This is a genomic window from Streptomyces sp. NPDC107538, assembly GCF_055657445.1.
In genome coordinates, this window is the sequence record NZ_JBVKAY010000016.1 from 1 (window position 1) to 21,940 (window position 21,940).

At 72.1% G+C, this 21,940-nt stretch carries 17 protein-coding genes and 1 tRNA gene; 10 read left to right on the forward strand and 8 right to left on the reverse strand.

Annotated features, from left to right (window positions below; translation table 11 throughout):
* Window positions 1-228 precede the first annotated feature (228 nt).
* The 5 genes from ACZ7MG_RS36480 (at window position 229) to ACZ7MG_RS36500 (ending at window position 6,741) form a co-directional block, all read left to right on the forward strand.
* Window positions 229-1,554, forward strand: coding sequence for a radical SAM protein (locus ACZ7MG_RS36480; protein WP_471383976.1), 1,326 nt, complete (start codon window positions 229-231; stop codon window positions 1,552-1,554).
* 226 nt (window positions 1,555-1,780) lie between these two features.
* Entirely contained in the window at window positions 1,781-3,295 is a 1,515-nt protein-coding gene (locus ACZ7MG_RS36485; protein ID WP_471383973.1) for a cellulose binding domain-containing protein, read from the forward strand.
* A gap of 290 nt (window positions 3,296-3,585) precedes the next feature.
* Window positions 3,586-4,713 (forward strand): ribosome small subunit-dependent GTPase A, encoded by a 1,128-nt coding sequence (gene rsgA, locus ACZ7MG_RS36490; RefSeq protein WP_471383970.1) that lies wholly within the window; start codon window positions 3,586-3,588, stop codon window positions 4,711-4,713.
* A 145-nt stretch (window positions 4,714-4,858) separates the two neighbouring features.
* Window positions 4,859-6,250 (forward strand): DNA-3-methyladenine glycosylase 2 family protein, encoded by a 1,392-nt coding sequence (locus ACZ7MG_RS36495; RefSeq protein WP_471383967.1) that lies wholly within the window; start codon window positions 4,859-4,861, stop codon window positions 6,248-6,250.
* Window positions 6,247-6,741 carry a methylated-DNA--[protein]-cysteine S-methyltransferase gene (locus tag ACZ7MG_RS36500; RefSeq protein WP_471383964.1) on the forward strand — a complete coding sequence of 165 codons (495 nt, stop codon included), beginning with the start codon at window positions 6,247-6,249 and terminating at the stop codon, window positions 6,739-6,741. Before ACZ7MG_RS36495 ends, ACZ7MG_RS36500 begins: the two co-directional genes overlap by 4 nt.
* A gap of 156 nt (window positions 6,742-6,897) precedes the next feature.
* On the opposite strand, the gene ACZ7MG_RS36505 is transcribed toward ACZ7MG_RS36500, so the two are convergent.
* Window positions 6,898-7,380, reverse strand: a complete 483-nt coding sequence (locus ACZ7MG_RS36505; RefSeq protein ID WP_471383961.1) for a DUF456 domain-containing protein — start codon at window positions 7,378-7,380, stop codon at window positions 6,898-6,900.
* Window positions 7,381-7,458: 78 nt separating this feature from the next.
* Window positions 7,459-8,442: a winged helix-turn-helix transcriptional regulator gene (locus ACZ7MG_RS36510; RefSeq protein WP_471383958.1), complete on the reverse strand. Its 984-nt coding sequence runs from the start codon at window positions 8,440-8,442 to the stop codon at window positions 7,459-7,461.
* Window positions 8,443-10,256: 1,814 nt separating this feature from the next.
* On the opposite strand from ACZ7MG_RS36510, the gene ACZ7MG_RS36515 reads away from it, so the two are divergent.
* Window positions 10,257-11,867 carry a protein phosphatase 2C domain-containing protein gene (locus tag ACZ7MG_RS36515; RefSeq protein ID WP_471383955.1) on the forward strand — a complete coding sequence of 537 codons (1,611 nt, stop codon included), beginning with the start codon at window positions 10,257-10,259 and terminating at the stop codon, window positions 11,865-11,867.
* Window positions 11,868-12,341: 474 nt separating this feature from the next.
* A complete protein-coding gene (locus ACZ7MG_RS36520) occupies window positions 12,342-12,788 on the forward strand; it encodes an ATP-binding protein (RefSeq protein WP_471383952.1) in 447 nt (148 codons plus the stop codon).
* A gap of 155 nt (window positions 12,789-12,943) precedes the next feature.
* Here the strand turns inward: ACZ7MG_RS36520 and ACZ7MG_RS36525 are convergent, their stop codons facing one another.
* Together ACZ7MG_RS36525 and ACZ7MG_RS36530 are read right to left on the reverse strand one after the other, a co-directional pair.
* A complete protein-coding gene (locus tag ACZ7MG_RS36525; protein ID WP_471383949.1) occupies window positions 12,944-14,002 on the reverse strand; it encodes a DUF2637 domain-containing protein in 1,059 nt (352 codons plus the stop codon).
* Between the two features lie 355 nt (window positions 14,003-14,357).
* Window positions 14,358-15,227 (reverse strand): (2Fe-2S)-binding protein, encoded by an 870-nt coding sequence (locus ACZ7MG_RS36530; protein ID WP_471383946.1) that lies wholly within the window; start codon window positions 15,225-15,227, stop codon window positions 14,358-14,360.
* 122 nt (window positions 15,228-15,349) lie between these two features.
* Here ACZ7MG_RS36530 and ACZ7MG_RS36535 point away from each other — a divergent pair.
* Window positions 15,350-15,423 (forward strand) — tRNA-Trp (locus ACZ7MG_RS36535).
* 7 nt (window positions 15,424-15,430) lie between these two features.
* Here the strand turns inward: ACZ7MG_RS36535 and ACZ7MG_RS36540 are convergent.
* From ACZ7MG_RS36540 to ACZ7MG_RS36555, 4 genes are all read right to left on the reverse strand, one after another.
* Window positions 15,431-17,494 carry a hypothetical protein gene (locus ACZ7MG_RS36540; protein ID WP_471383943.1) on the reverse strand — a complete coding sequence of 688 codons (2,064 nt, stop codon included), beginning with the start codon at window positions 17,492-17,494 and terminating at the stop codon, window positions 15,431-15,433.
* Window positions 17,495-17,572: 78 nt separating this feature from the next.
* On the reverse strand, window positions 17,573-18,352 hold the full coding sequence (locus tag ACZ7MG_RS36545) for an N-acyl homoserine lactonase family protein (protein WP_471383940.1): 780 nt from the start codon (window positions 18,350-18,352) through the stop codon (window positions 17,573-17,575).
* Window positions 18,345-19,280, reverse strand: coding sequence for an NAD(P)-dependent oxidoreductase (locus ACZ7MG_RS36550; protein ID WP_471383938.1), 936 nt, complete (start codon window positions 19,278-19,280; stop codon window positions 18,345-18,347). Before ACZ7MG_RS36550 ends, ACZ7MG_RS36545 begins: the two co-directional genes overlap by 8 nt.
* Window positions 19,273-19,620 carry a carboxymuconolactone decarboxylase family protein gene (locus ACZ7MG_RS36555; RefSeq protein WP_471383935.1) on the reverse strand — a complete coding sequence of 116 codons (348 nt, stop codon included), beginning with the start codon at window positions 19,618-19,620 and terminating at the stop codon, window positions 19,273-19,275. The genes ACZ7MG_RS36550 and ACZ7MG_RS36555 overlap by 8 nt, the downstream gene beginning before the upstream one ends.
* A 214-nt stretch (window positions 19,621-19,834) precedes the next feature.
* Between ACZ7MG_RS36555 and ACZ7MG_RS36560 the strand changes: the two genes are divergently transcribed.
* Together ACZ7MG_RS36560 and ACZ7MG_RS36565 are read left to right on the forward strand one after the other, a co-directional pair.
* The gene (locus ACZ7MG_RS36560; protein ID WP_471383933.1) at window positions 19,835-20,509 is read left to right on the forward strand and encodes a GntR family transcriptional regulator; all 675 of its coding nucleotides are present in this window, start codon (window positions 19,835-19,837) and stop codon (window positions 20,507-20,509) included.
* A gap of 136 nt (window positions 20,510-20,645) precedes the next feature.
* Window positions 20,646-21,929 carry an aminomethyl transferase family protein gene (locus tag ACZ7MG_RS36565; RefSeq protein ID WP_471383930.1) on the forward strand — a complete coding sequence of 428 codons (1,284 nt, stop codon included), beginning with the start codon at window positions 20,646-20,648 and terminating at the stop codon, window positions 21,927-21,929.
* Window positions 21,930-21,940 lie beyond the last annotated feature (11 nt).

Consider the following 21,940-nt stretch of genomic DNA (forward strand, 5'->3'; position numbering starts at 1 on the left):
GTGCCGCAGGCCCTGACGGGCCTGCGGCACTTTCGGGCCGAAAAGCACGGGGCGCAGCCCCTGCTTTTCAGGGGCGCGGGGAACTGCGCGACCAGCCCCCACCGGAGCCGCACCCGACGACGCGCCCCGAACCGCCCCCCGCCCCCTCCTCCCGACCGCCGGAGGCATACCGTGGGGAGTCGCGCGCGGGCGATCCCCGGGCGACGTCGGGAGCGAGGAGACAACGGGATGGATGGCAGCCGCACCGCACTGGTGGAGGACCTGATGGAGAGGTTCCCGCACGTGCCACGGGAGGCCGTCTTCAAGGAGGACCTGCTCAGGGGCGGGGTGGCCTTCGACCCCTCCGCGCTGAGCGACAACGAGAAGGGCGAGGTCAAGCCGAAGTCGTACTTCATCTTCTCCTTCGACCACGGCACCCTCCCCGAACTCGGCGAAGCCGCCCTGCGCCGCCCGCCGGAGGAGATCATCCTCACCGGCGGCCCGTACGACCTGCGGCGCACGGTCGTCTCCGTACGGGTCAACCCGTCCTCGCCCTACCGCGTGGCGTCCGACGAGGACGGCCTCCTCGGCCTGTACCTCGACGGCAAGCGCATCGCGGACGTCGGCGTCCCGCCCATGCCGGAGTACTACAAGCACACCCTCTCCAACGGAAAGTCCGTGATGGAGGTGGCCCCCACCATCCAGTGGGGCTACCTGATCTACCTCACCGTCTTCCGCGTCTGCCAGTACTTCGGCGCGAAGGAGGAGTGCCAGTACTGCGACATCAACCACAACTGGCGCCAGCACAAGGCGGCGGGCCGCCCGTACACGGGTGTGAAGGACGTCGACGAGGTCCTCGAAGCGCTGGAGATCATCGACCGGTACGACACGGCGAAGACGTCCACCGCGTACACGCTCACCGGCGGCGCCATCACCAAGACGGTCTCGGGCCGCGACGAGGCCGACTTCTACGGCCACTACGCCAAGGCCATCGAGGAGCGCTTCCCGGACCGCTGGATCGGCAAGGTCGTCGCGCAGGCGCTGCCGCTGGACGACGTCAAGCGGTTCCACGACTACGGCGTGAAGATCTACCACCCCAACTACGAGGTGTGGGACGAGTACCTCTTCAAGATGTACTGCCCCGGCAAGGAGCGGTACGTCGGCCGCGACGAGTGGCACAAGCGCATCCTGGACTCGGCCGGTGTCTTCGGCGCGCGCAATGTGATCCCCAACTTCGTGGCGGGCGTGGAGATGGCCGAGCCGTTCGGCTTCAAGACGGTCGACGAGGCGATCGCTTCGACCACCGAGGGCCTGCGCTTCTTCATGTCGCAGGGCATCACGCCCCGCTTCACCACCTGGTGCCCGGAGCCCACCACCCCGCTCGGCAAGGCCAACCCGCAGGGCGCGCCGCTGGAGTACCACATCCGGCTGCTGCAGGCCTACCGCGCCACGATGGAGGAGTTCGGCCTGTCCTCGCCGCCCGGATACGGCCCGCCCGGCCCCGGCAACGCCGTCTTCTCCGTCAGCTCCTTCATGGACAGCCTCCCGGCGGCCGAAGAGGTTCCCGCACAGTAACTCCTGTGACGGTTGAGTCGATCGGGGTCGGCGTACGTACAACTCCATAGTGTGTGACCGCCGGTAACCGCCCTGGTGACCGCATGGGAAGACGCCGCTTGTCAGTTGTGTGGGAAGCGTGAAAAGCTCTGGCACTGCAAGATGGTCCCCCCAACTCCCTTGGAAACAAAGGGCAGTTGACCACTTTTGCACTCTTCCCCCCTCGCTCTGTGGATGCAGGAGACCCATGCCCGACCTGCCGAAGCCCCAGGACGCCGCCGAAGCCGCGCTGTTCTCGGAGTGCTGGGACGCGGTCCTGTCGTACGCCGACCTGTGCACCTCCGGTTCGACCGCGGCGACCCAACTGGCCACCGAGGCCTTCACCAACGGCATGCACGAGGCGCACGCCGTGGAGACCGAGGCGGGGGCCGAACGCGGCGCCGGCCGGCGCGCCCTGCGGCTGCCTCGAATACCCTTCCTCCTGACCTGGGTCAGGACCACCGCCGCGGTCTGGGAGAGGGACGGCCAGGGCCACCGGCTCGACCCCGATCTTCGCCTCTGGCTCAACTCGGACAAGGCCGCGCGCTACATCGGCCCGCCGCTGCACCGCCCCCTCGCCCTGCGCGCCCTGCGGGACATGCAGGAACCCGACGCGGCCCTGCTGTGGCTGGCCGAGGTCGAGTCGCTGCCGCTGGGCTCGGTGGCCCGCAGACTCGGCCTCGACCCGATGAGCGCCAGAACCGAACTCGACCATGTGCGGGCGCTGTTCAGGGACCGCTGCCACCGCAGCCAGCTCGACGCGCCCATGAACGGCGACTGCCGCACCTACGCCCGGCTGCTGGACGCGGTCACCCGCTCGCCCGGCACCGACACCCCCGAGGACCTGTCCCGGCACCTCGCCACCTGCGTGGAGTGCGCCGAGGCCGCGGCCTGCCTCGGTCTGCACGGCGGCGGTCTGCCCGCCGCGCTCGCCGGCGGGGTCATCGGCTGGAGCGGACTCGCCTACCTGGAACGCCGCCGCCGCGCCGCCGACGCCGGGCTGCTCCCCGGGCGCGCGGACTCCAGCGGCACCGACCGTGGACTCTCGCCGGGCAAGGAGCCGAGGCCCCGGTTCGGCCGCAACGGGCTGCTCGCCGGAGCCGGACTCGTCTCCGTGCTCGCGCTCGCCGTCTCCCTCATGCCCTTCGGTGACGACGACACGGTCACCGACGCGTCCGCCGGCGAGTCGTCGGTCGTGCAGCAGGACCGGAGATCACCGGTGACCGGCTCCCCGTCCGGCGCCGACTCCGACCTGCAGAGCACGACACGGCCCCAGGAGACCGGTTCCGACGACGCCGAGGGCGGCAAGGGCGACGGCAACACCCACGAGGAGCCCCAGGGCGACGCCTCGACGCCGGCCCGCGTCACCCACGAGCCGGTCGACCCCGGCAAGTCCCCGGACGCCACCTGCCACGTCCGCTACCAGATCGTCAACGAGTGGCCCGGCGGCTTCCAGGCGGCCCTCACGGTCACCTCCACCAAGGCCCTCGACGGCTGGCGCCTCGGCTGGACCTACGCCGCCGACCAGCGCGTCACCCAGATGTGGGACGGCACCTTCGACCAGGACGGCTCCAAGGTCACCGCCACCGCCGCCGACTACAACAAAACCGTCACCGCGGGCGGCACCTTCGGCATCGGCTTCCTCGGCATCTGGCAGGGCTACGACAACCCCGAACCCGTCAACTTCACCCTCAACGGCCGCAGTTGCGAGCAGGGGGACTGAGGAGGGCCCGAGGGGAACTGAGGGGGCCGAAGCGGGGGCCGGGGAGTGGATTAAATCGGTTGACGGGGATCCCCGAGCCCCCGCTAGGGTGAGACCACCGAGCACGGCGGCCGTTTCGGCCGCCGTCGCCGATCACGAGTGAGACAGGAGGTGTCGACCGATGGCTGTCACGGCGATGGGCGTTGCCCGCATCCAGGAATCCATCCAGTCCACCTCCGTGGCCTCCGGCTGACCTCTCTTCTCCCGCGTCCGTGGACGCGGTGCCGGGCCACCCCTGTGAAGGGTCACCCTTGTCTCTCTCGTCTTTCTCGGGCTCGTCTCTGTCTTCTCTGTCTTCTTCTTCCTCGCACCCCCTCGTCCCCTACGGCTGGGACGACTCCTGGGCGGATGCCTTCGCCCCGTACGAAGCCGAAGGGCTGGTCGTCGGGCGGGTCGTCCGGGTCGATCGCGGGCAGTGCGATGTCGTCACCGCGGACGGTTCGTTGCGGGCCGACACCGCGTTCGTCACTCCTCATGACCCCCTGCGGGTCGTCTGCACGGGCGACTGGGTCGCCGTCGAACCGGCGGGGGACCCGCGGTACGTCAGGACCTACCTGACCCGCCGCAGCGCGTTCGTCCGCTCCACCTCGTCCAAGCGGGCCGAGGGGCAGATCCTCGCCGCCAACGTCGACTACGCGGTCGTCGCCGTCTCGCTCGCCACGGAACTCGACCTCGGCCGGGTCGAACGGTTCCTGGCGCTCGCCTGGGAGTCGGGGGCGCAGCCCGTCGTCGTGCTCACCAAGGCCGACCTCGTGCCGGACGCCGCCACGCTGGGGCATCTGGTGCAGGACGTGGAGACCGTCGCGCCCGGCGTCGCCGTGCTGACGGTCAGCTCCGCGCTCGGGGAGGGCCTCGACGTCCTCGCCGCGGTGCTCTCCGGCGGCACGTCCGTCCTCCTCGGACAGTCCGGCGCCGGAAAGTCGACCCTCGCCAACGCGCTGCTCGGCGAGGACGTCATGGACGTCCAGGCCATCCGTGACGTGGACGGCAAGGGACGGCACACCACCACCACCCGCAACCTCCTCGCCCTGCCCGGCGGCGGGGTCCTCATCGACACCCCCGGCCTGCGCGGCGTCGGCCTCTGGGACGCCGAGACCGGGGTCGGACAGGTCTTCGCCGAGATCGAGGAACTCGCCGCGGACTGCCGTTTCCACGACTGCGCCCATATCGCCGAGCCCGGCTGCGCGGTCCTCGGTGCGGTCGAGTCCGGTGAACTGCCCGAGCGACGGCTCGACAGCTACCGGAAACTGCTGCGCGAGAACCAGCGGATCGTGGCGAAGAGCGATGCGCGGGTACGGGCGGAGATCCGTAAGGAGTGGAAGCGGAAGGGGGCGGAGGGCCGCGCCGCCATGGAAGCCAAAAGGGGTGGGCGCCGTTGAATGCCGGGTGCGGGTGAGTGGGGGCTTGTCGCGCAGTTCCCCGCGCCCCTGACGGGCAGGGGCTGCGCCCTCTCCCGGTCAGGGGCGCAGGCCCGTGTCCGAATTCCGCCAGCCCCGCGCTTCCGCGTCGTCGACACTTGAGGGCATGGAGGACGAAGACACCAGGTACGAGGCCGTACGGAGCAGGGACGGGCGGTTCGACGGGGAGTTCTTCTTCGCCGTCGAGACGACCGGGATCTACTGTCGGCCGAGCTGCCCGGCGGTGACGCCGAAGCGGGAGAACGTCCGGTTCTACGCGTCGGCGGCCGGGGCCCAGGGCGCCGGGTTCCGGGCCTGCCGGCGGTGCCGGCCGGACGCCGTGCCCGGGTCGGCCGAATGGAACGTGCGTGCGGATGCCGTGGGCCGGGCCATGCGGCTCATCGGGGACGGCGTGGTCGACCGGGAGGGCGTCGCCGGGCTGGCCGTGCGGCTGGGATACAGCGCACGGCAGGTCCAGCGGCAGCTCACCGCCGAGGTCGGCGCCGGACCCGTCGCCCTGGCCCGCGCCCAGCGCGCCCACACCGCCCGCGTCCTGCTGCAGACCACCGCACTCCCGGTCACCGAGATCGTCTTCGCGGCCGGTTTCAGCAGCGTGCGCCAGTTCAACGACACGATCAGGGCCGTGTACGCCATGACCCCGAGCGCCCTGCGCGCCGGCGCACCCCGGCGGCCCGTCGGCGCGCCGACCGCCGGTGTCCCGCTCCGGCTCGCGTACCGGGGCCCGTACCAGGCCACCGCCCTCTTCGACGTCCTCGCCGACGAGGCCGTCACCGGCGTCGAGGAGACCACCGGCGGACCCGGCCGACGCACCTACCGGCGCACCCTCCGCCTGCCGTACGGCACCGGCATCGCCGAGGTCGACGAGCGGCCGGGCGGCGGCCGCCGGGGGAGTACCGACGGCGGCTGGCTCGACGCCCGGCTGCACCTCACCGACCCCCGGGACCTCACCACCGCCGTACAGCGGCTGCGCCGGCTGTTCGACCTGGACGCCGACCCGTACGCCGTGGACGAGCGCCTCGGCGAGGACGCGCGGCTCGCCCCGCTCGTCGCCGCCAGGCCGGGGCTGCGCTCGCCGGGCACGGCCGATCCGGAGGAGTGCGCGGTACGGGCGCTCGTGGGACCCGAGGAGGCGGCCCGGCTCGTACAGGCGTACGGGAAGAGGCTGGACTCCGCGCACGGGACACTCACCCACCTGTTCCCCGAACCGGCCGCGCTGGCCGGTGCGGACGGCCCGCTCGGGGCGCTCGCCACCGCCCTCGCCGACGGCACCGTCCGCCTCGACGTGGGCGCCGACCGGGACACCGCCGAGGCCGCGCTGCTGGCACTGCCGGGCCTGGACGCGCGGACCGTCGCCGCCATCCGCACCCGCGCCCTCGGCGACCCGGACGTGGCACCGGCGGACGGGACCGCGCCCGACACCTGGCGGCCCTGGCGGTCGTACGCCCTCCGCCACCTACGGACATCAACACCCCTCCAGGAAAAGGGAGTTCAGTCGTGATTACCGAACCGGGGGCGCGCTACGCCTTCGTCGAGAGCCCCGCCGGGCAACTCCTTCTCACCGCCGACGAGTCCGGCGCCCTCACCTCCCTCTCCGTGCCGGGGCAGAAGGGCGGCCGGGCCCCGCTGCCGGGCTGGGTGCGCGATCCGGGGCCCTTCCGGGCGGCCGAGGAGCAGCTCGCCGCCTACTTCGCCGGTGAACTCAAGGAATTCCACCTGGAGTTGCGCGGCGAGGGCACGGAGTTCCGGCGGCGGGTCTGGGCCGCGCTGGACGACGTGCCGTACGGCGCGACGACGACGTACGGGGCCATCGCCACGCGGATCGGCGCGCCCCGCGCCGCCGTGCGGGCCGTGGGCGGCGCGATCGGCGCGAACCCCCTGCTCATCGTGCGCCCCTGCCACCGGGTGATCGGCGCGGACGGCGCGCTCACGGGGTACGCGGGCGGCCTCGACCGCAAACGCCTCCTGCTCGGTCTGGAGGGCACGCTCTAGCGACACGGCCGTCACCCTCGCGCTCGCCCTGCCCGCCGCGTTCGTCCTCGTCTGCGCGCTCCCCGCGCGCCGGCGCGGCGGCGGACGTCCGGCGCTGGAGTGATCGTCCTGGCGGGCATCAACGACACCAAGGGCACCCCGAGCGCGAGGTCGGGCTCAGCCGCCGAAGACCACGCCCACCCACGCCCCCGCGACCAGCAGGCACGCGAAGAGTTCCGTCAGGACGCTCGATCCGCCCGCGCGCATCGCCGTGCGGGTGGCGTCCTTCGCGGCGCCGGAGCGGCCGAGGCGGAGGCGTTCCGAGAGATAGATGCCGCCGACGAAGCCCGGGATCGCGCCGAGCACCGGGAGCAGCACGAAACCGAGGAGGGCGCCGGCACCGGCGTAGACGCCCATCCGGGGCGTGGCGCCGCTCTCCGCCAGGCGCCGGGGCGGCAGGACCCAGCGGACCGCGCGGGCCACCAGCAGCACGACGGTGGCGCCGACCAGCACCCACCAGGCGATGGGCCGCGGGTCCTCCAGCGCCCACCACATGACCCCGGCCCACGTCAGCAAGGACCCCGGTACGCCGGGCACCAGCACTCCGCACAGGCCGAGCAGCAGCACCACCGCGACCAGCAGGAGTTCCCACGCTCCCATCTGCCCAGGGTGCAGGACGGCGCGAGAGAACGCAGGTCAGGAGGAGGGGCCGGGGCCGGGTGCGGGGCGCGTGGTGGGTCAGTCGCGGGTGACCCAGGACCGTTCGTACGCGTGCCAGCCGAGCTGGAGCCGGGTCGTCACCCCGGTCAGCTCCATCAGGCGTTTCACCCGGCGCTGTACGGTCCTGAGGCCCAGGTCGAGCTGTTTGGCGACGCTCGCGTCCGTCATGCCCGCCAGCAGCAGGGACAGGATCTCCAGGTCGGTGTCGTCGGGGCCGTCGGGGACGTCCTCGGTGACGCGGCCGGCGCCTAGCCGCAGCGGCAGGGCCTGCCGCCACACCGACTCGAACAGGCCCGACAGCAGCTCCAGCAGCCCGCTCGCGTGGACGACGAGGGCGGCGGGCTCGGCGGTGTGCGTAGTGAGCGGGACCATCGCGAGCGTCCGGTCGGCGATGACGAGCTTCGTCGGCACCTCGTCCATGACCCGTACGCGCTCCTCCCGGCCCAGCGCGGCGGACAGCTCGGTGAGGCCGGCGTCCTCGTCCAGGACGGCCCGTTCGACGACCACGCGGTAGCCGACGCCGCGGCCGGTGGCCTGCTCCTCGGCGGGGTTGTTCTCCGGGCCGGAGACCGCGATCGGGGCACCGGTGACCATGGCGCACACCTCCTCCGTGGCACCGAGCTGGAGCTGCAGGAAGCGCTGTGCTATCGCGGCGGAGCCGATCACGACCTCGACCAGGTCGTGGGCGGCGGGCTCGGCCGCGCTCGCCCGGTACTCCTCGGCGAGCAGGGCCGCCGCCAGCTCGGCCTTCTCCAGTTCGTGACGGTGCTGGGTGAGCAGGGCGCCCAGGGCGACACCGGGGGGTGCGGCGACCCAGCGGCCGGGGCGGGCGGAGGACTGGGCGGCGAGACCGTGCCGCTCCAGACGGCGGAGCGCGCGCTCGGTGTCGTGCTCCCCGAGCGTGAGCCGGCGCGCCAGGTCCGGTATGTCGGCGGCGCCCACGGACACGAGGGCCCGGTACGCCGCCTCGTGCGTCTCGTCGAGACCGATCGCTCCCAGCATGCGGCGCCGCCCCTCACCTCGTGCCGCGCCTCCCGGCGCGCTTCTCGTTCCGCCTCGGCACATCATCACCGCACCGTGTGTCGTGGGGGCGAGGCGGGGTGCACAGCGGAATCCCAGGAACATGCCCCACACTCGGGCCGACCGGCCCACGCGCCCGCACCGCGCCCCGGTCACTCCGGCGCCGCCGGGCGGTTTCTCCTGTGGGGGGTGGCACCGCCCGGCGGTCTCTTCACGCCATACGCCGCCGAGTCGACCGTCCGCCTCTTCCTCCCTCTCCCTCTTCCCTCCGCTCTCTCGACTCCCTTGCCTCGCACCGGAGTTCGACGTGTAGTCCGACACGCCGTGCGGGCGTCGGCTCTGCGGGCCGATTTTCCGGATGCCCCGTTTTCATACGGCCGCTGAGGTGGACAATTAGGGGCATGAGCCAGCAGGGGGAGAGGCCGACCGGTCAAGAGGACGACTGGTGGCGGCAGTTGTACGACGACGCGAGCGGGGACACGGGCCCCTCAGTAGCGGCCGATTCCCTCGACGACCGCTTCGCCTCAGCGGCGGACACGGTACGGAAGCCGCCGGGGGTGCCGGGGGCATCGGGGGCGCCACGGACACCGGGGGCTTCGGGAGCGCCGGGGGCTTCGGCGGGGTCGGTGGGCGGGGCGGGTGCGTCGAGGCCGACGGCGCCTGCGGCGCCCACGACGCCTGCGACTCCGGGTGCGTCTGCGACTCCGGGTGCGTCTGCGGATGGGGCGAGTACGGCGGATGGGGCGAGTACGGCGGATGGACCTCGCGCGCCGGGTGCGTCGGGTCCGCGGGGTGCCTGGGGGGCGGTGCCGGGCACGTCGGGCGCGTGGGCGGCCGTACCGGGTACGTCGGCCGCCAGGGGAGGGGCCGGCGGGGGCAGGCCGGGCGGAGCGAGCGGATCGGCCCCCGGGCCGAACGCGACAGACGGCCCACGCCCGGCGGGCGCCTTGTCGTTCAGGGTGCCTCCCCAGGGCTCACCGGGGGGACCCGGCGACCGAGGCGGGGTCGACACGTCGAGCGGCCGGGGAAGCTGGAGTGAACCTGTTGGATCAGACGGGCATCCGTCCGGGGGTCCAGGCGGTTCCGGCGGACTGGGCGGCCAGGTTGGACCTGGCCAGGGCGATGGCACCCGTGGGTCTGGAGGCGCTGGTGGACCCGGCGGACGGAGTGGACCGGGTGAACCTCGCGGAGCCGCCGGATCAGGCGGAGTCGGCGGGCGAGACGGGCAAGGGGCGTGGGACGAGCAACGAGGGTGGCACGGGCGGGGCGGCCGGCCGGGCAACCCCGAGAGCTCGGCCCCAGCTCCCGCTGACACCACACCCACCGACACCACGCCCCGCTCGCCATCCGGCTCGGCCCATCCCATCCGGCCCGCCAACCCCGCCTCGGACTCCCTCCGCCGCAGCGGCCTCACACCGCAGCCCGCGCCCTGGGAACCACCGCCGGCCCAGCCATCGGGGCCGGTGACCTTCCCACCCGGCCCCACCCCGCCGGGCTTCCACACGGCCCCACCATGGAGCCGCACGCCGACGCAACCACCACCCGCCGGGCAGCCACCCGTGCCTGCGCAGCCACCGGCTTTCGTGCAGCCACCCTCCGCGCCTGCGCAACCATCACCTCCCGCGCAGCCATCACCTCCCGTGCAGCCACCCTCCGTGCCAGCGCAGCCATCACCTCCCGGGCAACAGCCCTCCGCGCCGGCACAGCCACCGGTGCCCGTGCAGTCACCTTCTGCGCCTGCGCAGCCATCACCTCTCGGGCAACAGCCCTCCGCGCCGGCGCAGCCATCACCTCCCGTGCAGCCACCCTCCGTGCCCGCGCAGCCATCACCTCTCGGGCAACAGCCCTCCGCGCCGGCACAGCCACCGGCGGCTGCGCAGCCGCCCGCGCCTGCGCAGCCGCCCGCGCGCCCTCCGACGGACGTCACGCCTGCCTACGGCGGTCGGCGCCCGGCGGATCCGCGTCGAGACGTCGCGCCTCCGCAGGACGACCCCGGCAACACACCACCCACCCCCACCCCCAGCGGCTACGACCGCAGGCACCCGATGGACGCGCCTCCCGGCGCCACACCCCCGCAGGACGCCCCTCGCGGCGGCCCGCCCCCGCAGGACGCCCCCTACGCCAGTACACCCACACAGGACGCCCCCCACAGCGGCCCGCCCGCGCGCGACGTACTCCGTGGCGCCCTACCCCCGCACAACGCGCCCCGCGACGCCGCGCCCCGCGACGCCGCACCCCACGACGCCGCACCCCCGCAAGACGCCCCCCACGGCGCCCCACCCCCACCGCCCCCTCTGCCCCCCTCCTCCCCCCGGCCCGACGTACCTCCCCTGCCCTCCGCCCTCTCCTCGGCCCCCCGCCCCACGCCCGAACCCTCCGACGCCCGGCCCTCCACCGCGCTCGATGTTCCGACTCTTCAGGCGGATGAGGTCTCGCTCGTCGGTGGGGTCGGGTATGTGGGGTCGGGGCCGCCCACGTATGACGCGGAGCCGACCGCGTTGCCGGTGGCGGATCCGGAGGATCTGGGGGATCTGGTGGCGGACACGGTGCTGGACGGCGCGCGCTACGGGGCGTGCACGCTGCGCGCCGCATCCCTGCGCGGCGACTCTGCGCGCTACCGCGGCGAGCCACGCCGCGACGCGCTGCTCACCGCCCGCTTCGGCCTGGGCGAACAGGCCCTCGTGCTCGTCGCCATGGCGACCGGCGCCCGCGCCACCCCCGGCGCCCACCGCGCCGCCGCGGAGGCGTGCCGCTGGATCGGCCGGGCCATCGGGCTGAGCCATGTACGCCTGGTGGAGGACATCCGGGCCGCCCGGCGCGGCGACCTGAAGTCGGGGCTGCACCGCCTCACCGACCGCAGCCTCGGCAAACTCCGCGCCAGCGCCGTCGAACAGGGGCTCGACCCCGAGGAGTACACGGCGAGCCTGCGCTGTCTGCTGCTCCCGGCCGACCCCCGGTGCCGTACGCGCGTCTTCTTCGGGGTCGGCGCCGGGGGACTGTTCCGGCTGCGGGACGGGGAGTGGCAGGACATAGAGCCCCGGGTCGCCGAGCCGGCGGGCGCGCCGGTGGTCGGCTTCGGCTCGCTGCCGCACGAGACCCCCGACGGCGACCGCCTCACCATGGACCTCGGCATCGCGACACCCCCGAGCCCGTACGAACCCGCCCCCGCCCCGCCCCGCGAACCCTTCCGGTTCCGCGCCTCCGTGGCCCGGGAGGAGGACGTCCTGCTCCTGTGCACCGGCGGTCTGGCCGAACCGCTGCGGGGCGAGGCGCCGCTCGCCGATCATCTGGCGGCGCGCTGGGGAGCCGCCGAGCCCCCCGGTCTCGCCGCCTTCCTCGCCGACGCCCAGGTCAGGGTCAAGGGCTACGCGGACGACCGTACGGCCGCCGCCGTGTGGGAGGCCTGAGGGGACCACCGGAGCGAGGGGCGGGGGCGTCAATCAGCCGTGGGCGGGCCCGGGTTGGCCGGTACCGGCGCAGGATTCCGGCCAATCAACATCATCGGGGTGAGTGGGCGGGTCCGTACGGGGTACGCGGTTCGGCCACGGAAGTCGAGTCCCGGTGGCATACGGCCGGATCGGCAGCCCCGTAGGGGCAGTTGGGCCCGGCGGCAGCGGCCGGAACGAGGAGGCCCGGGGCGGGCGGGGCGCCGGGTTCGTCGGGCTGTGCGGTGGTTTCGTGGGAGGGGAAGCGCTGTCACAGGTACCGGCAGCTGGCTTGACTCTGTGCGTTTGAAAGCGTACGGACGGTCGTTGACGATTCGACATGAGTGCCGCGATCCGGACGGGGCATGGATCCCCGTGTACGTGTTCGAGCAGAGGGGAATCGTCATCGGCTTGTGGGCGGGGGTCATGAAGAGGCAGGCGCGAGGGGGCGGTCCCATGGCGATCGGGGCCTCCTCGGCAGAGGTGGAGGAGACAGCCGGCGACGCGGTGGACAAGGCCGACGACGCCGAACAGCTCAGGCGCAGACTCGGGCGGGCGGACCTGAGAGCGGTGCCCGAGGCCCGCAGGGCCCTGCGGGAGTTGCTGCGGCAATGGGGGCGACCGGAGCGATCGGAGATAGCGGAACTGCTGACGAGCGAACTGGTCACCAACGCGCTCATCCACACCGACCACGACGCGGTCCTGACCGCGACCGTCTCACCGCGTGGACTCCATGTGGAGGTACGCGACTTCGTGGGGCGCAGACCCCGGCCGAGGGTGCCACCCGCCGACGACAGCACGAACGGACGCGGCCTCATGCTCGTCCAGTCCCTGGCCGACGCCTGGGGGGTGCGGCCGCACGGAGTGGGCAAGGCGGTGTGGTTCGACCTTGAGGCGGCCTGACCGGAGTTCGACGGGCAACAGGCAACAGGCAACAGGCAACAGGCAACGGACAGGGGCGCGGCTTCCTGCCGCGCCCCTGTCCGATGTGTGGCACTCGATGCTCAAGGCTCAAGGCTCAAGGCTCGATGCCCGCTGTCGCTCGCTCGCTCGCTCACTCAGCCGAATTGCTGCTCCAGGTCCTTGAGCTTGCGCTCCAGGGAGTCGAGCCGCGGCAGGGCCATGGTGTCGTCCTCGGCGGTGAGGTCGACGGTGATCGACTTGTCAGCGCCGTTGCGGACGGGCTGCAGGGAGGGACGCGAACGCACGGGCAGTTGCTCGGGCGTCGATATGGCGGAGTCCGAGGCCACCTGGGCCGCCGGTACCCGCTCCACGGTGGTGTCGACCTGGCGTCCACCGCCGCCACCGCCGCCGCCCCGGCCGGGCAGACCCCGGTGGCCCCGGCTGATGGCCTTGAGGTGGGCGCGCTCCAGACGCTCCTGCTCGCGCTTGCGCGACCGGTTCTCCTCCTTCATCCGCTTGTCCTCGCGGACCTCGTCCACGGCCTCGTCCAGGCTGCGCACGCCCTCCAGGAGCATCAGCGACCAGGCCCTGTACGTCTCACGCGGGGCCCGCAGCCAGCGGACCACGCGGATCTGCGGCAGCGGACGCGGCACGAGGCCCTGCTCGCGCAGCGCGGCCCGGCGGGTCTGCTTCAGCGCGCGGTCGAACAGCACCGCGGCGGACAGGGACATGCCGGCGAAGAACTGCGGGGCGCCGTCGTGGCCGAGGCCCCGGGGCGCGTGCACCCAGTTGAACCAGGCCGCCGCACCGGCGAACGTCCATACGAGTATCCGGGAGCCGAGCGCCGCGTCACCGTGGCTGGCCTCGCGCACCGCGAGCACCGAGCAGAACATGGCGGCGCCGTCCAGGCCGAACGGAACGAGGTACTGCCACCCGTCGGTCAGGCCCAGGTTCTGCTCACCGAAGCCGACCAGGCCCCGGAAGGAGAGCGCGGCGGCGACCGCGGCACAGCAGAAGAGGAGGATGTAGGAGAAGAGACCGTAGAGGCTCTCCTTGCGCCTGCGACGCTCCTCGCTGCGTTCCCACGAGTCCTCGGTCTTCGCGTGCTCCCCGGCGCGCTTGCCGCGCGCGAGCACCGCAACCGCCGCCAGCATGCCCAGGAGCAGTACGGCGCCCGGAAGCAGCCAGTTCAGCGATATGTCGGTCAATCTCATCAGGGGTCCCTTGCATTGGGATAGGGCGTAACGCCCGCCATAGTGGCCCAATCCTCGCGGCCCTCAGGGGGTTTCGGGGCAAGAGACCGCCAAAGAAGTGCAATGAGTGACGCCAGGCGGCATTCTGCTCGAACTACCGCGCGAGGGACGGGAGTTGAGTGCGAGTGAGATTACCCGTTCGAGTGGTTCAACGGAAAGTTCCTGCGACTGGTGAGGAATTTGTGAACCAGTTGTAACCGAACGAGGCTCCCACCCGGAGTTGATCTTACGGCACATGCCGCGGGCGATCGCCGGGGGGCGCCCGGCGAGAAGCATCCTCGGGTCGCGCGCCTCCGTCAACTGCCGGAGACGGCCGTCAGCTTGCTCCGGCCGCGGCCGTCAGCCTCGTGATCCGGTCCGCCTCGCAGGTGCGCGGGCAGGTGACACAGGTGTCGGCCGGGTCGATCGTGTAGAACATGCAGCAGCTTGCCCGGTCCCGGGTGGGCAGCGACTCGCCACCGGGGCCGGTCAGTTCGCGGAAGCCCGCGGCGCCCACGTACGGCTTGGTCGTGCCCGGCAGCAGCAGCTCCAGCTCGCGCCGGCAGCGCTTCTGCTCGTCGGGGCCCAGGAGTTCGGCGACGTACCAGATCCCCTCGACGATCTCGTCGGTCGCCATGCCCCACAGCGCGCGTCCGCGCCGTCGCATCCGGGGGCCGAAGCCGCCGAGGACCGGTTCTATGTGCTCGGCGAACGCCGCCCGCACCTCGGCCCGCAGCGCCTCCTCGTCCGGGACCACCCGGGCGCCCGGCTCGCCCGCCGCCGGATCGTCCGGCAGGCAGCTGAACGTCTCTCCGCGCACCACCAGCCGGCTCTGCTCCCGCTGGAACGCCACCCGCGCCGCCGGGAACCGCGGCACCCGGCGCTGCAGGAACCAGGGGACAGTGAAGAGCAGACAGGCGTACCAGGCGTAGCGGTGCAGCCCGAAGGCGGCCACCACGTCCGGGCGGCCCTCGCGGCCGTAGTCCCGCAGGATCTGGGCCTCGTCCCAAGCGAGGAACGCGTCCAGCTCGGCCCCGGCCGCCGCGAGTCCGGCGGCGGAGACCCACCCCTCACCCACGGGCAAGGGCTCCATGGGGGAGAGTTCTGTCACGCTCACCATCGGCAGGACCTCGGTGAGACGCGCGTACGCCGCCGTCACGGGCGACGTGCGCGAAGTGGGGGCCGGTGCCGGAGCTGAGTGGGGCATACGGAGACCGCCGTTTCACCATCGCTGCCAAGTAAGGCTTACCTTACCCGAGGTGGTCGAGGTTGTGCCCGGGAAAACCCGTGGTGGCCGTACGGCTGGGTGTGGCACGCTGGCGCCACCGAAGGGGTGTAGCTCAGCCGGCCAGAGCGCCGGTCTCCAAAACCGGATGTCGCAGGTTCGACTCCTGCCACCCCTGCTGCTGATCAGCAATCAGGCATCACCGGGGTGCCACGGCCTGTTCCAGGGTCTGCATCCATCTGCATCCACAGGAGCAGGTGCCAGTCCTGGTCGTTGGCGAGTGGGTCGGCGGTGTGGGCGGGTCTGCCGTCGACGGTCGAGGGCATGACGAAGGCGCAGGTGGCCGAGCCGTCCTCGGAGTAGTTCGCCATGTTCGCGCGCAGGATCGCGTCGGCGAGGTGATCGGTGGTGTCGGTGCGCAGCGCGGCCGGCAGACGCAGCAGGGTCACGGCGGTGAGCGTGCTCCAGTAGTGCGGGAAGACGTCGCCCCACAGCCGGTTGGCGCCGAACCAGTAACCGTCCCAGTGCCGGATGGCGATGCCGTGCAGCCGGGCGTGGGGCTGGGGGCCGCCGAAGGCCAGAAGCCAGGGCAGTCGTTCGGCGATCGCGTCGTGGAAGACCGGATCGCCGGTGAGGGTGTGGGCATCGGTCAGGATGTCGAGCAAGGGGGTCACGATGGACTGCTCGTAGGCGACCTCATGGGCGGGCAGCCGACGGCCCGCCGCGACGAACCCCCGGGCGCTTTCGACGAGTTGGTCCTTCAGCAGGTCGGCGCGGTCGGGCTGCCCGTCCGCCTCCAGAGCGGCGCACACGGCCAGCGTGGTCGGGGAGAGGCCGATGGACAGATGGGCGGCGCCGCCGAGTTCGAAGCCGCGCTCCAGGATCCGGGCGGCGAGGCCGAGGTCGTCCGGTCGGCCGTGGGCGCGGTGCCGGTCGTGGAAGAAGCGGGCCAGCCAGGGGGTGTCGTAGAGCCGTGGCCCGGTGTGCCAGGTCTGGGAGCCGCGGCGCGGGGCGGCGGTGTCGTCGAGCAGGTGGCCGCGGGCGAACGCGGCCCAGCCCTCCAGCAGGGGGTCGATCTCCGCCGGGTCCGCGAGGCCGCGGACAACGGCGGCCTGGAGCAGCAGCGGCATGGCGATCCGCTCGGAGCCGTCCGTCCAGTCCGCCCAGCCGTTGGTCGCCTGGGTCAGGCCGGTGCGGGTGTCCACCGGCACGAAGGCGTGCGCGAGCAACCCGGGCCGCTCCCGGGCCCGTTGATGCCGCGTGATGTAGGCGACCCGGCGCCGTACGACCTCTTCCAGCGGGAGATGGAACAGCATCTCGGTGCGGGCCCCGTCCGCGATGTCCAGCCGGAAGCTGCCGTGCCGGGAGGCCCGGACGCGATAGCGGCCCTCCGCCGCGCGCTCCACCTGCACATCCGGATCCGGGCTGCTCACCGAGGCCGCCTCGACCAGGATCGCCTCCCCGAGCTCGGCGGCGTACGTGGAGAGGACGGCCGGTGGGCGGGTCGCCGCGACGAAGTCCTCGACCGAGGCGTACCAGCCCAGCTCCCACGCCAGCGACACCGATGCGCCGGGGCCGAGGCGGAGCGCCGGCTGGCCGCCGAACGCCTCCGGGTTGCGGGCGTGATCGGTGACGAGCAGGACCAGGTGACCGCGGGCATTGGACTGGGAGTACTGGTTGCGCGACTCCACCGAGTACGCGCGTACGGCCCCCTCCCGGACCGTCAGGCCCAGGCACCGCCCCTCGCCGGACATCGGCTGCGCGAGCGCCCATGCCCACGTCCCGCCGGTGAACAGGTGCGCGTGCACGGCCTGTTCCAGGGATGCCTCGGCGCCGTCGTACAGGTCGGCGAAGGGTGTCTGAACGCCCAGGCCGCTGATGACGAGCGGTTCCCCGGCCGTGTTCACGACGGTGTATCGCTCGCACAGCAGGCCCTCGCGCACGCGTCGGCGTATCTCCACACGGAGCTGCGGGAGCGGTGTGTGCACCGCTTCGACCGTCCCGTCGTCCGTCACCCGCAGCGCGGCGGGCGTGTGCCAGCGGGCGCTGCCCCGGTCGGTGACCAGGTGTCCCGAGCCCCACTGGTGCTCCACCGAGTGCCATGGGGTGGCAACGTTGTCGAGAAGGAATCGGCGGGCGGGGGCCGCCTCGTCGACGAACTGGGCGGGGGCACCGGTGAGCGGGTCGAGCACCGCGTGTCCGGAAGCGAAGGCGAGGATGCTCGGGACGGTATCGCCGAGATGCTGCACTGGAGTTGACCCTTCTGCCGGCCCGATCACAAACAGCGACATTGAACATGGAACAGGGTTCGTGAGGTCCAGCCCCTGCTAGAGCAGGCGGCAGACCGTGTCTGCGGAGTGAGGGGCGAAGCGCGTCATGACGTCAGGATCGTGCCCGGCCACGATCCTCGCGCCCTGCTGCTCCAGCTCCCGGATGCGGTCGTACGCCCGGTACATCGCGGGCACGTCGGCCACGATCCCGAAGGGCCGGTCCCGTTCGTACTCCTCGTACGTGTGGATCGCGTCGGAGGCGAGTACGACGGTGCCGTGGGCTGCGCGTACCAGGACGACGAGCTGGCCGGGGGTGTGCCCGCCGACCTCCAACAGCTCGACGCCGGGGGCCAGTTGACGGGCGTCCTCGACGAGCGTCAGCCTGCCCGTGGTGCGCAGGTCCGACAGGTGGGCGAGTTCCGCGGTCTCCGTGGGGATCGCGAAATGCGGCCGGCGCGCGAGCGGCCCCTGCCAGAACTCGTGTTCGCGGCGGCTCATCACCACCTCGGCGGACGGGAAGCGGGCGAGGTTGCCGATGTGGTCGTAGTGCGCGTGGGTCACGACCACGGTGCGTACGGTCGACGCGTCCACGCCGAGCCGAGCCAGCGACTCGATCGGGTCGGCCAGGACCTCGCGTCCACGGCGCCTGCCGACCTCCGGGGCGAAGCCGGTGTCGACCACGATGGTTCCGGCGGGGCCGCGGACCACCCAGAGGTAGTAGTCCATGGTGACGTCGCCGTCGGGCTCGCCGTACCCGGCGTGGTGCAGGTAGAAGGCGCTCCGCCGCAGCGTGTGCCGGCCGAAGCGGACGGCGAAGGCCTCCCAGGAGTCAGTCACGGTCGGGGGAGGCGGCGCGGATGCTGACATGGTGCCGCGCCTCCAAGGGGCGGACGATCTCCGTGTGGTCGGCGTCGGGCGCCAGTTCGGCGGCCAGTTCGCGCCAGCGCGCCTCCACCGCTTCGGCGAGCGGCAGTTCGACGGCCAGGTCCTTGCCGAGCAGGGTGGCGATACCCACGTCCTTCGCCATCAGCGCGGCCGTGAACCCGGAGTCGAAGGTCCCGGTCAGCACGAACTTGGGGAACTTGGCCTCGGTGGAGCCGCTGCGGCCACTGGCCGAGTTGACCACGGCGAGTGCGGTGGCGGGGTCCATGCCGAAGCGGGTCGCGACGGTCATGGCCTCGGCGGTGATGAGCATGCTGCACGCCGACATGAGGTTGTTCAGCGCCTTGATCGCGTGCCCGGCGCCCACGGGGCCGACGTGCACGATCGACGAGCCGAGCGGTTCGAGGAGCGGCCGGACCCGCTCGTACTGCTCCGCCGTCCCGCCCACCATGAGGGTGAGGGTGCCGGCGACGGCACCGCCGACGCCGCCGGAGACCGGTGCGTCGAGGAGTTCGACGCCCGACTCGGCCAGTCGCGGGGCGAGCCGGCGGGTGCGGCCGGGCTCGGAGGAGCTCATGTCGATGATGCGGCGACAGCGGGCGCCCGACCGCACGGCGGCGGCGATGCGCTCGGCGACGTCGTCGACGATGTCGCTGTTGGGCAGCATGAGGATGACGTCCTCCGCGGCGTCCGCCAGGTCGTCGACCGACGAAACCGGGGTCAGTCCTCCCGCCGCGAGCTGGGAACGGAGCCGTTCGTCCACGTCGTAGCCGTGGACGTCGTGGCCGGCCGCCACCAGCCGCAGGGCCATCGGGCTGCCCATCTTGCCGAGTCCCGCGAAGGCGACCCGCGTCTTCTCGGGCACGTCACTCGTCTCACTCATCGCCCAGCTCCGAGACGACCTGCTGTGCGGCGCGCGAGGCCTCCAGCGCGGCCGGGACCCCGCAGTAGACGGCCGCCTGGAGCAGCACTTCCTGGATCTGCTCCACGGTGCAGCCGTTGTTGAGCGCTCCGCGCACGTGCAGCCGCAGTTCGTCGGGCTTGCCCAGCGCGGTCAGCATGCCGATGTTGAGCAGGCTCCGGGCGGCCGGTTCCAGGCCGGGGCGGGTCCAGACCGCTCCCCAGCAGTACTCGGTGACGAGGTCCTGGAGCGGTCGGCTGAAGGGGGTGGCGTTGGCACGTGAGCGATCCACGTGCGCGTCACCGAGCACCTGGCGGCGCATGGCGTCACCCGCGGCCAGTCGATCGGTCGTATCCGTGTGCGTATCCGTGTGTGTATCCGTGTGCGCAGTCACGCCAGGGCCTTCCGGTCGAGCGGATCGATGGCAGCACGATAACCGAGATGTGGACTGAAAGCAGCTAGCAGCTGTCAGACAAAGCGCGAGAGATGTCACCTAGCTTCTGTCGGACAGCTGCGGTCTCACGTATCCTCGGCGCATGACCGACATGCAGGTGCAACGACATGCCCCCATCCGCGAGCAGGTCGCGAACATCCTGCGGGACGCCATCGTCGATCAGCGGCTGACGCCCGGGCAGCTCCTCGTCGAACGCGAGCTGTGCGAGATGACCTCGGCCAGCCGCGCCTCGGTGCGCGAGGCCCTGCGGCAGTTGCAGGCGGAGGGTCTGGTCGAGTCGCACAACGGGCGCGGTACCAGCGTCACGGTCATCTCCACCGCGACCGCCCGGCACGTCTATCAGGTGCGGTCCTCCCTGGAGGGACTGGCCGCCCGCCTCTTCGCCGAGAGCGCCAGCGACGCGGACCGGGCCGCCTTCCGCGCGGCGGTGACCGAGCTGGCCGAGGAGGCCGCGAAGGGCGCGGACGCCGCCGCCCTCCTGAAGGCCAAGTCCAGGGCCTACGACGTACTGTTCCGGGGCTGCGGCAATCCCGTGCTGCACCAGACCGTGCAGACGCTCCAGCATCGTGTGACCCGGCTGAGGGCGCTGACCCTCGCCCAGGAGGGCCGGGCGGAGCGCAGCGCCGCCGAGGTCACCGCGATCGCGGACGCCGTCGACGCACGCGACGGAGAGGCGGCCCAGGCCGCCGCCATGGCCCATGTCGAGGAGGCCGCGCGCGTCATGCTCACGGCCGCCGAGGGCCCGCCTTCGCACTGAGCCCGGACGCTGAGACCGGCCACTGAGACCGGAGCGGGGCCCTACCGTCGTGGCCCCTTGCGCCTACCTATTGTCTGACAGCTGCTAGCTGTTCTATACATAGCCGAACGCATGAACCGTGAAGAAGGGTGCAAACATGGCTTTCACAGTGGCGGGGATGCGTACTCCGCCGGCGACCTACGCGTGGAGCCGCTTCGGCGCCCCCGAGTACACCGACTGGCTCGACGAGTCGATGTCGTGGAAGGAGACCTGCTACATCGGCGACTGGTCGTTCCTGTGGCAGCACCGGATCAGCGGTCCGGACGCGATCAGACTGCTGTCGGACACCACGGTGAACAGCTTCGCCGTCTTCCACCCAGGGCAGTCGAAGCACGCCATCCACACGAACCGCGACGGCAAGGTCATCCACGAGGGGATCGTCACCAAGTTCGGCGACGACGACTACGTCATGCACGGCCGCGGTGGCTTCTGGGTGAACTACCAGCTGGCCAAGGGGGGTTACGACGCGAAGATCACCCAGGAGGACTGGTTCGTCTTCCAGGTGTCGGGGCCCAACGCGGTACGGGTGCTCGACCGGCTGGCGGGGGAGAACCGGCTCCGGGACACCAAGTACATGCATGTGACCCCGCTGAGGATCGCCGGACGCGAGATATGGGCCCTGCGTCAGGGCATGGCCGGCGAGATCGGTTTCGAGCTCCAGGGGCCCCGTGAATTCGGCGACGAGGTGCATGCGGCCGTCATGGAGGCCGGGCAGGAATTCGGCATTCGACGGCTGGGTGCCCGCGTCACCATGATCAATCACCTGGAGGCCTGTTTTCCCACGATCGCCACGGATTACATTCCGGCGATCTTCGACGAGGACATGGCCGAGTACCTGGAAATCTTCCGGAGTTCGATGCCCGCTTACGCGCAGCCGGCATATATCGCGGGGAGTTTCGACGGGAGAAACATCTCGGACTACTACCGCAGTCCTGTGGAACTCGGCTGGGGCCGGAACATCAGGTTCGACCACGACTTCCTGGGGCGGGCCGCCCTCGAACGGGAGAAGGCGGAGCCGAAGCGGGTCATGCGCACGCTCGAATGGAACGCGGAGGACGTCGAGGACGTCTTCGCGTCGCTGTTCCGGCCCGGCGCCAACTATCCGTTCATGGACATGCCCCGGGACCAGCGCGGGTTCATGTGGGCGGACAAGGTGACAGCCGGGGACGACCTCGTCGGCGTGGCCACCTCACGCGGGTACAGCTACTACTTCCGCAAGATGCTCTCGCTGGCCACGATCGACGTGGCGCACGCGGAGATCGGCACCTCGCTCACCGTGCACTGGGGCACCCCGGGCGGGCCCCAGAAGCCCATCCGCGCCACCGTGGCACCGGCCCCCTACAAGCAGGACCGGAGCCGGATCGATCTGCGTTCCGCCTGAGGCCCGACAGC

Bases quoted from the DNA above. Each gene is read 5' to 3' on its own strand.
- ACZ7MG_RS36480 (WP_471383976.1), top strand. From the start codon at position 229: ATGGATGGCAGCCGCACCGCACTGGTGGAGGACCTGATGGAGAGGTTC.
- ACZ7MG_RS36485 (WP_471383973.1), top strand. From the start codon at position 1,781: ATGCCCGACCTGCCGAAGCCCCAGGACGCCGCCGAAGCCGCGCTGTTC.
- ACZ7MG_RS36495 (WP_471383967.1), top strand. From the start codon at position 4,859: ATGGAGGACGAAGACACCAGGTACGAGGCCGTACGGAGCAGGGACGGG.
- ACZ7MG_RS36505 (WP_471383961.1), bottom strand. From the start codon at position 7,380: ATGGGAGCGTGGGAACTCCTGCTGGTCGCGGTGGTGCTGCTGCTCGGC.
- ACZ7MG_RS36510 (WP_471383958.1), bottom strand. From the start codon at position 8,442: ATGCTGGGAGCGATCGGTCTCGACGAGACGCACGAGGCGGCGTACCGG.
- ACZ7MG_RS36520 (WP_471383952.1), top strand. From the start codon at position 12,342: ATGGCGATCGGGGCCTCCTCGGCAGAGGTGGAGGAGACAGCCGGCGAC.
- ACZ7MG_RS36525 (WP_471383949.1), bottom strand. From the start codon at position 14,002: ATGAGATTGACCGACATATCGCTGAACTGGCTGCTTCCGGGCGCCGTA.
- ACZ7MG_RS36530 (WP_471383946.1), bottom strand. From the start codon at position 15,227: ATGCCCCACTCAGCTCCGGCACCGGCCCCCACTTCGCGCACGTCGCCC.
- ACZ7MG_RS36550 (WP_471383938.1), bottom strand. From the start codon at position 19,280: ATGAGTGAGACGAGTGACGTGCCCGAGAAGACGCGGGTCGCCTTCGCG.
- ACZ7MG_RS36555 (WP_471383935.1), bottom strand. From the start codon at position 19,620: ATGCGCCGCCAGGTGCTCGGTGACGCGCACGTGGATCGCTCACGTGCC.
- ACZ7MG_RS36560 (WP_471383933.1), top strand. From the start codon at position 19,835: ATGACCGACATGCAGGTGCAACGACATGCCCCCATCCGCGAGCAGGTC.
- ACZ7MG_RS36565 (WP_471383930.1), top strand. From the start codon at position 20,646: ATGGCTTTCACAGTGGCGGGGATGCGTACTCCGCCGGCGACCTACGCG.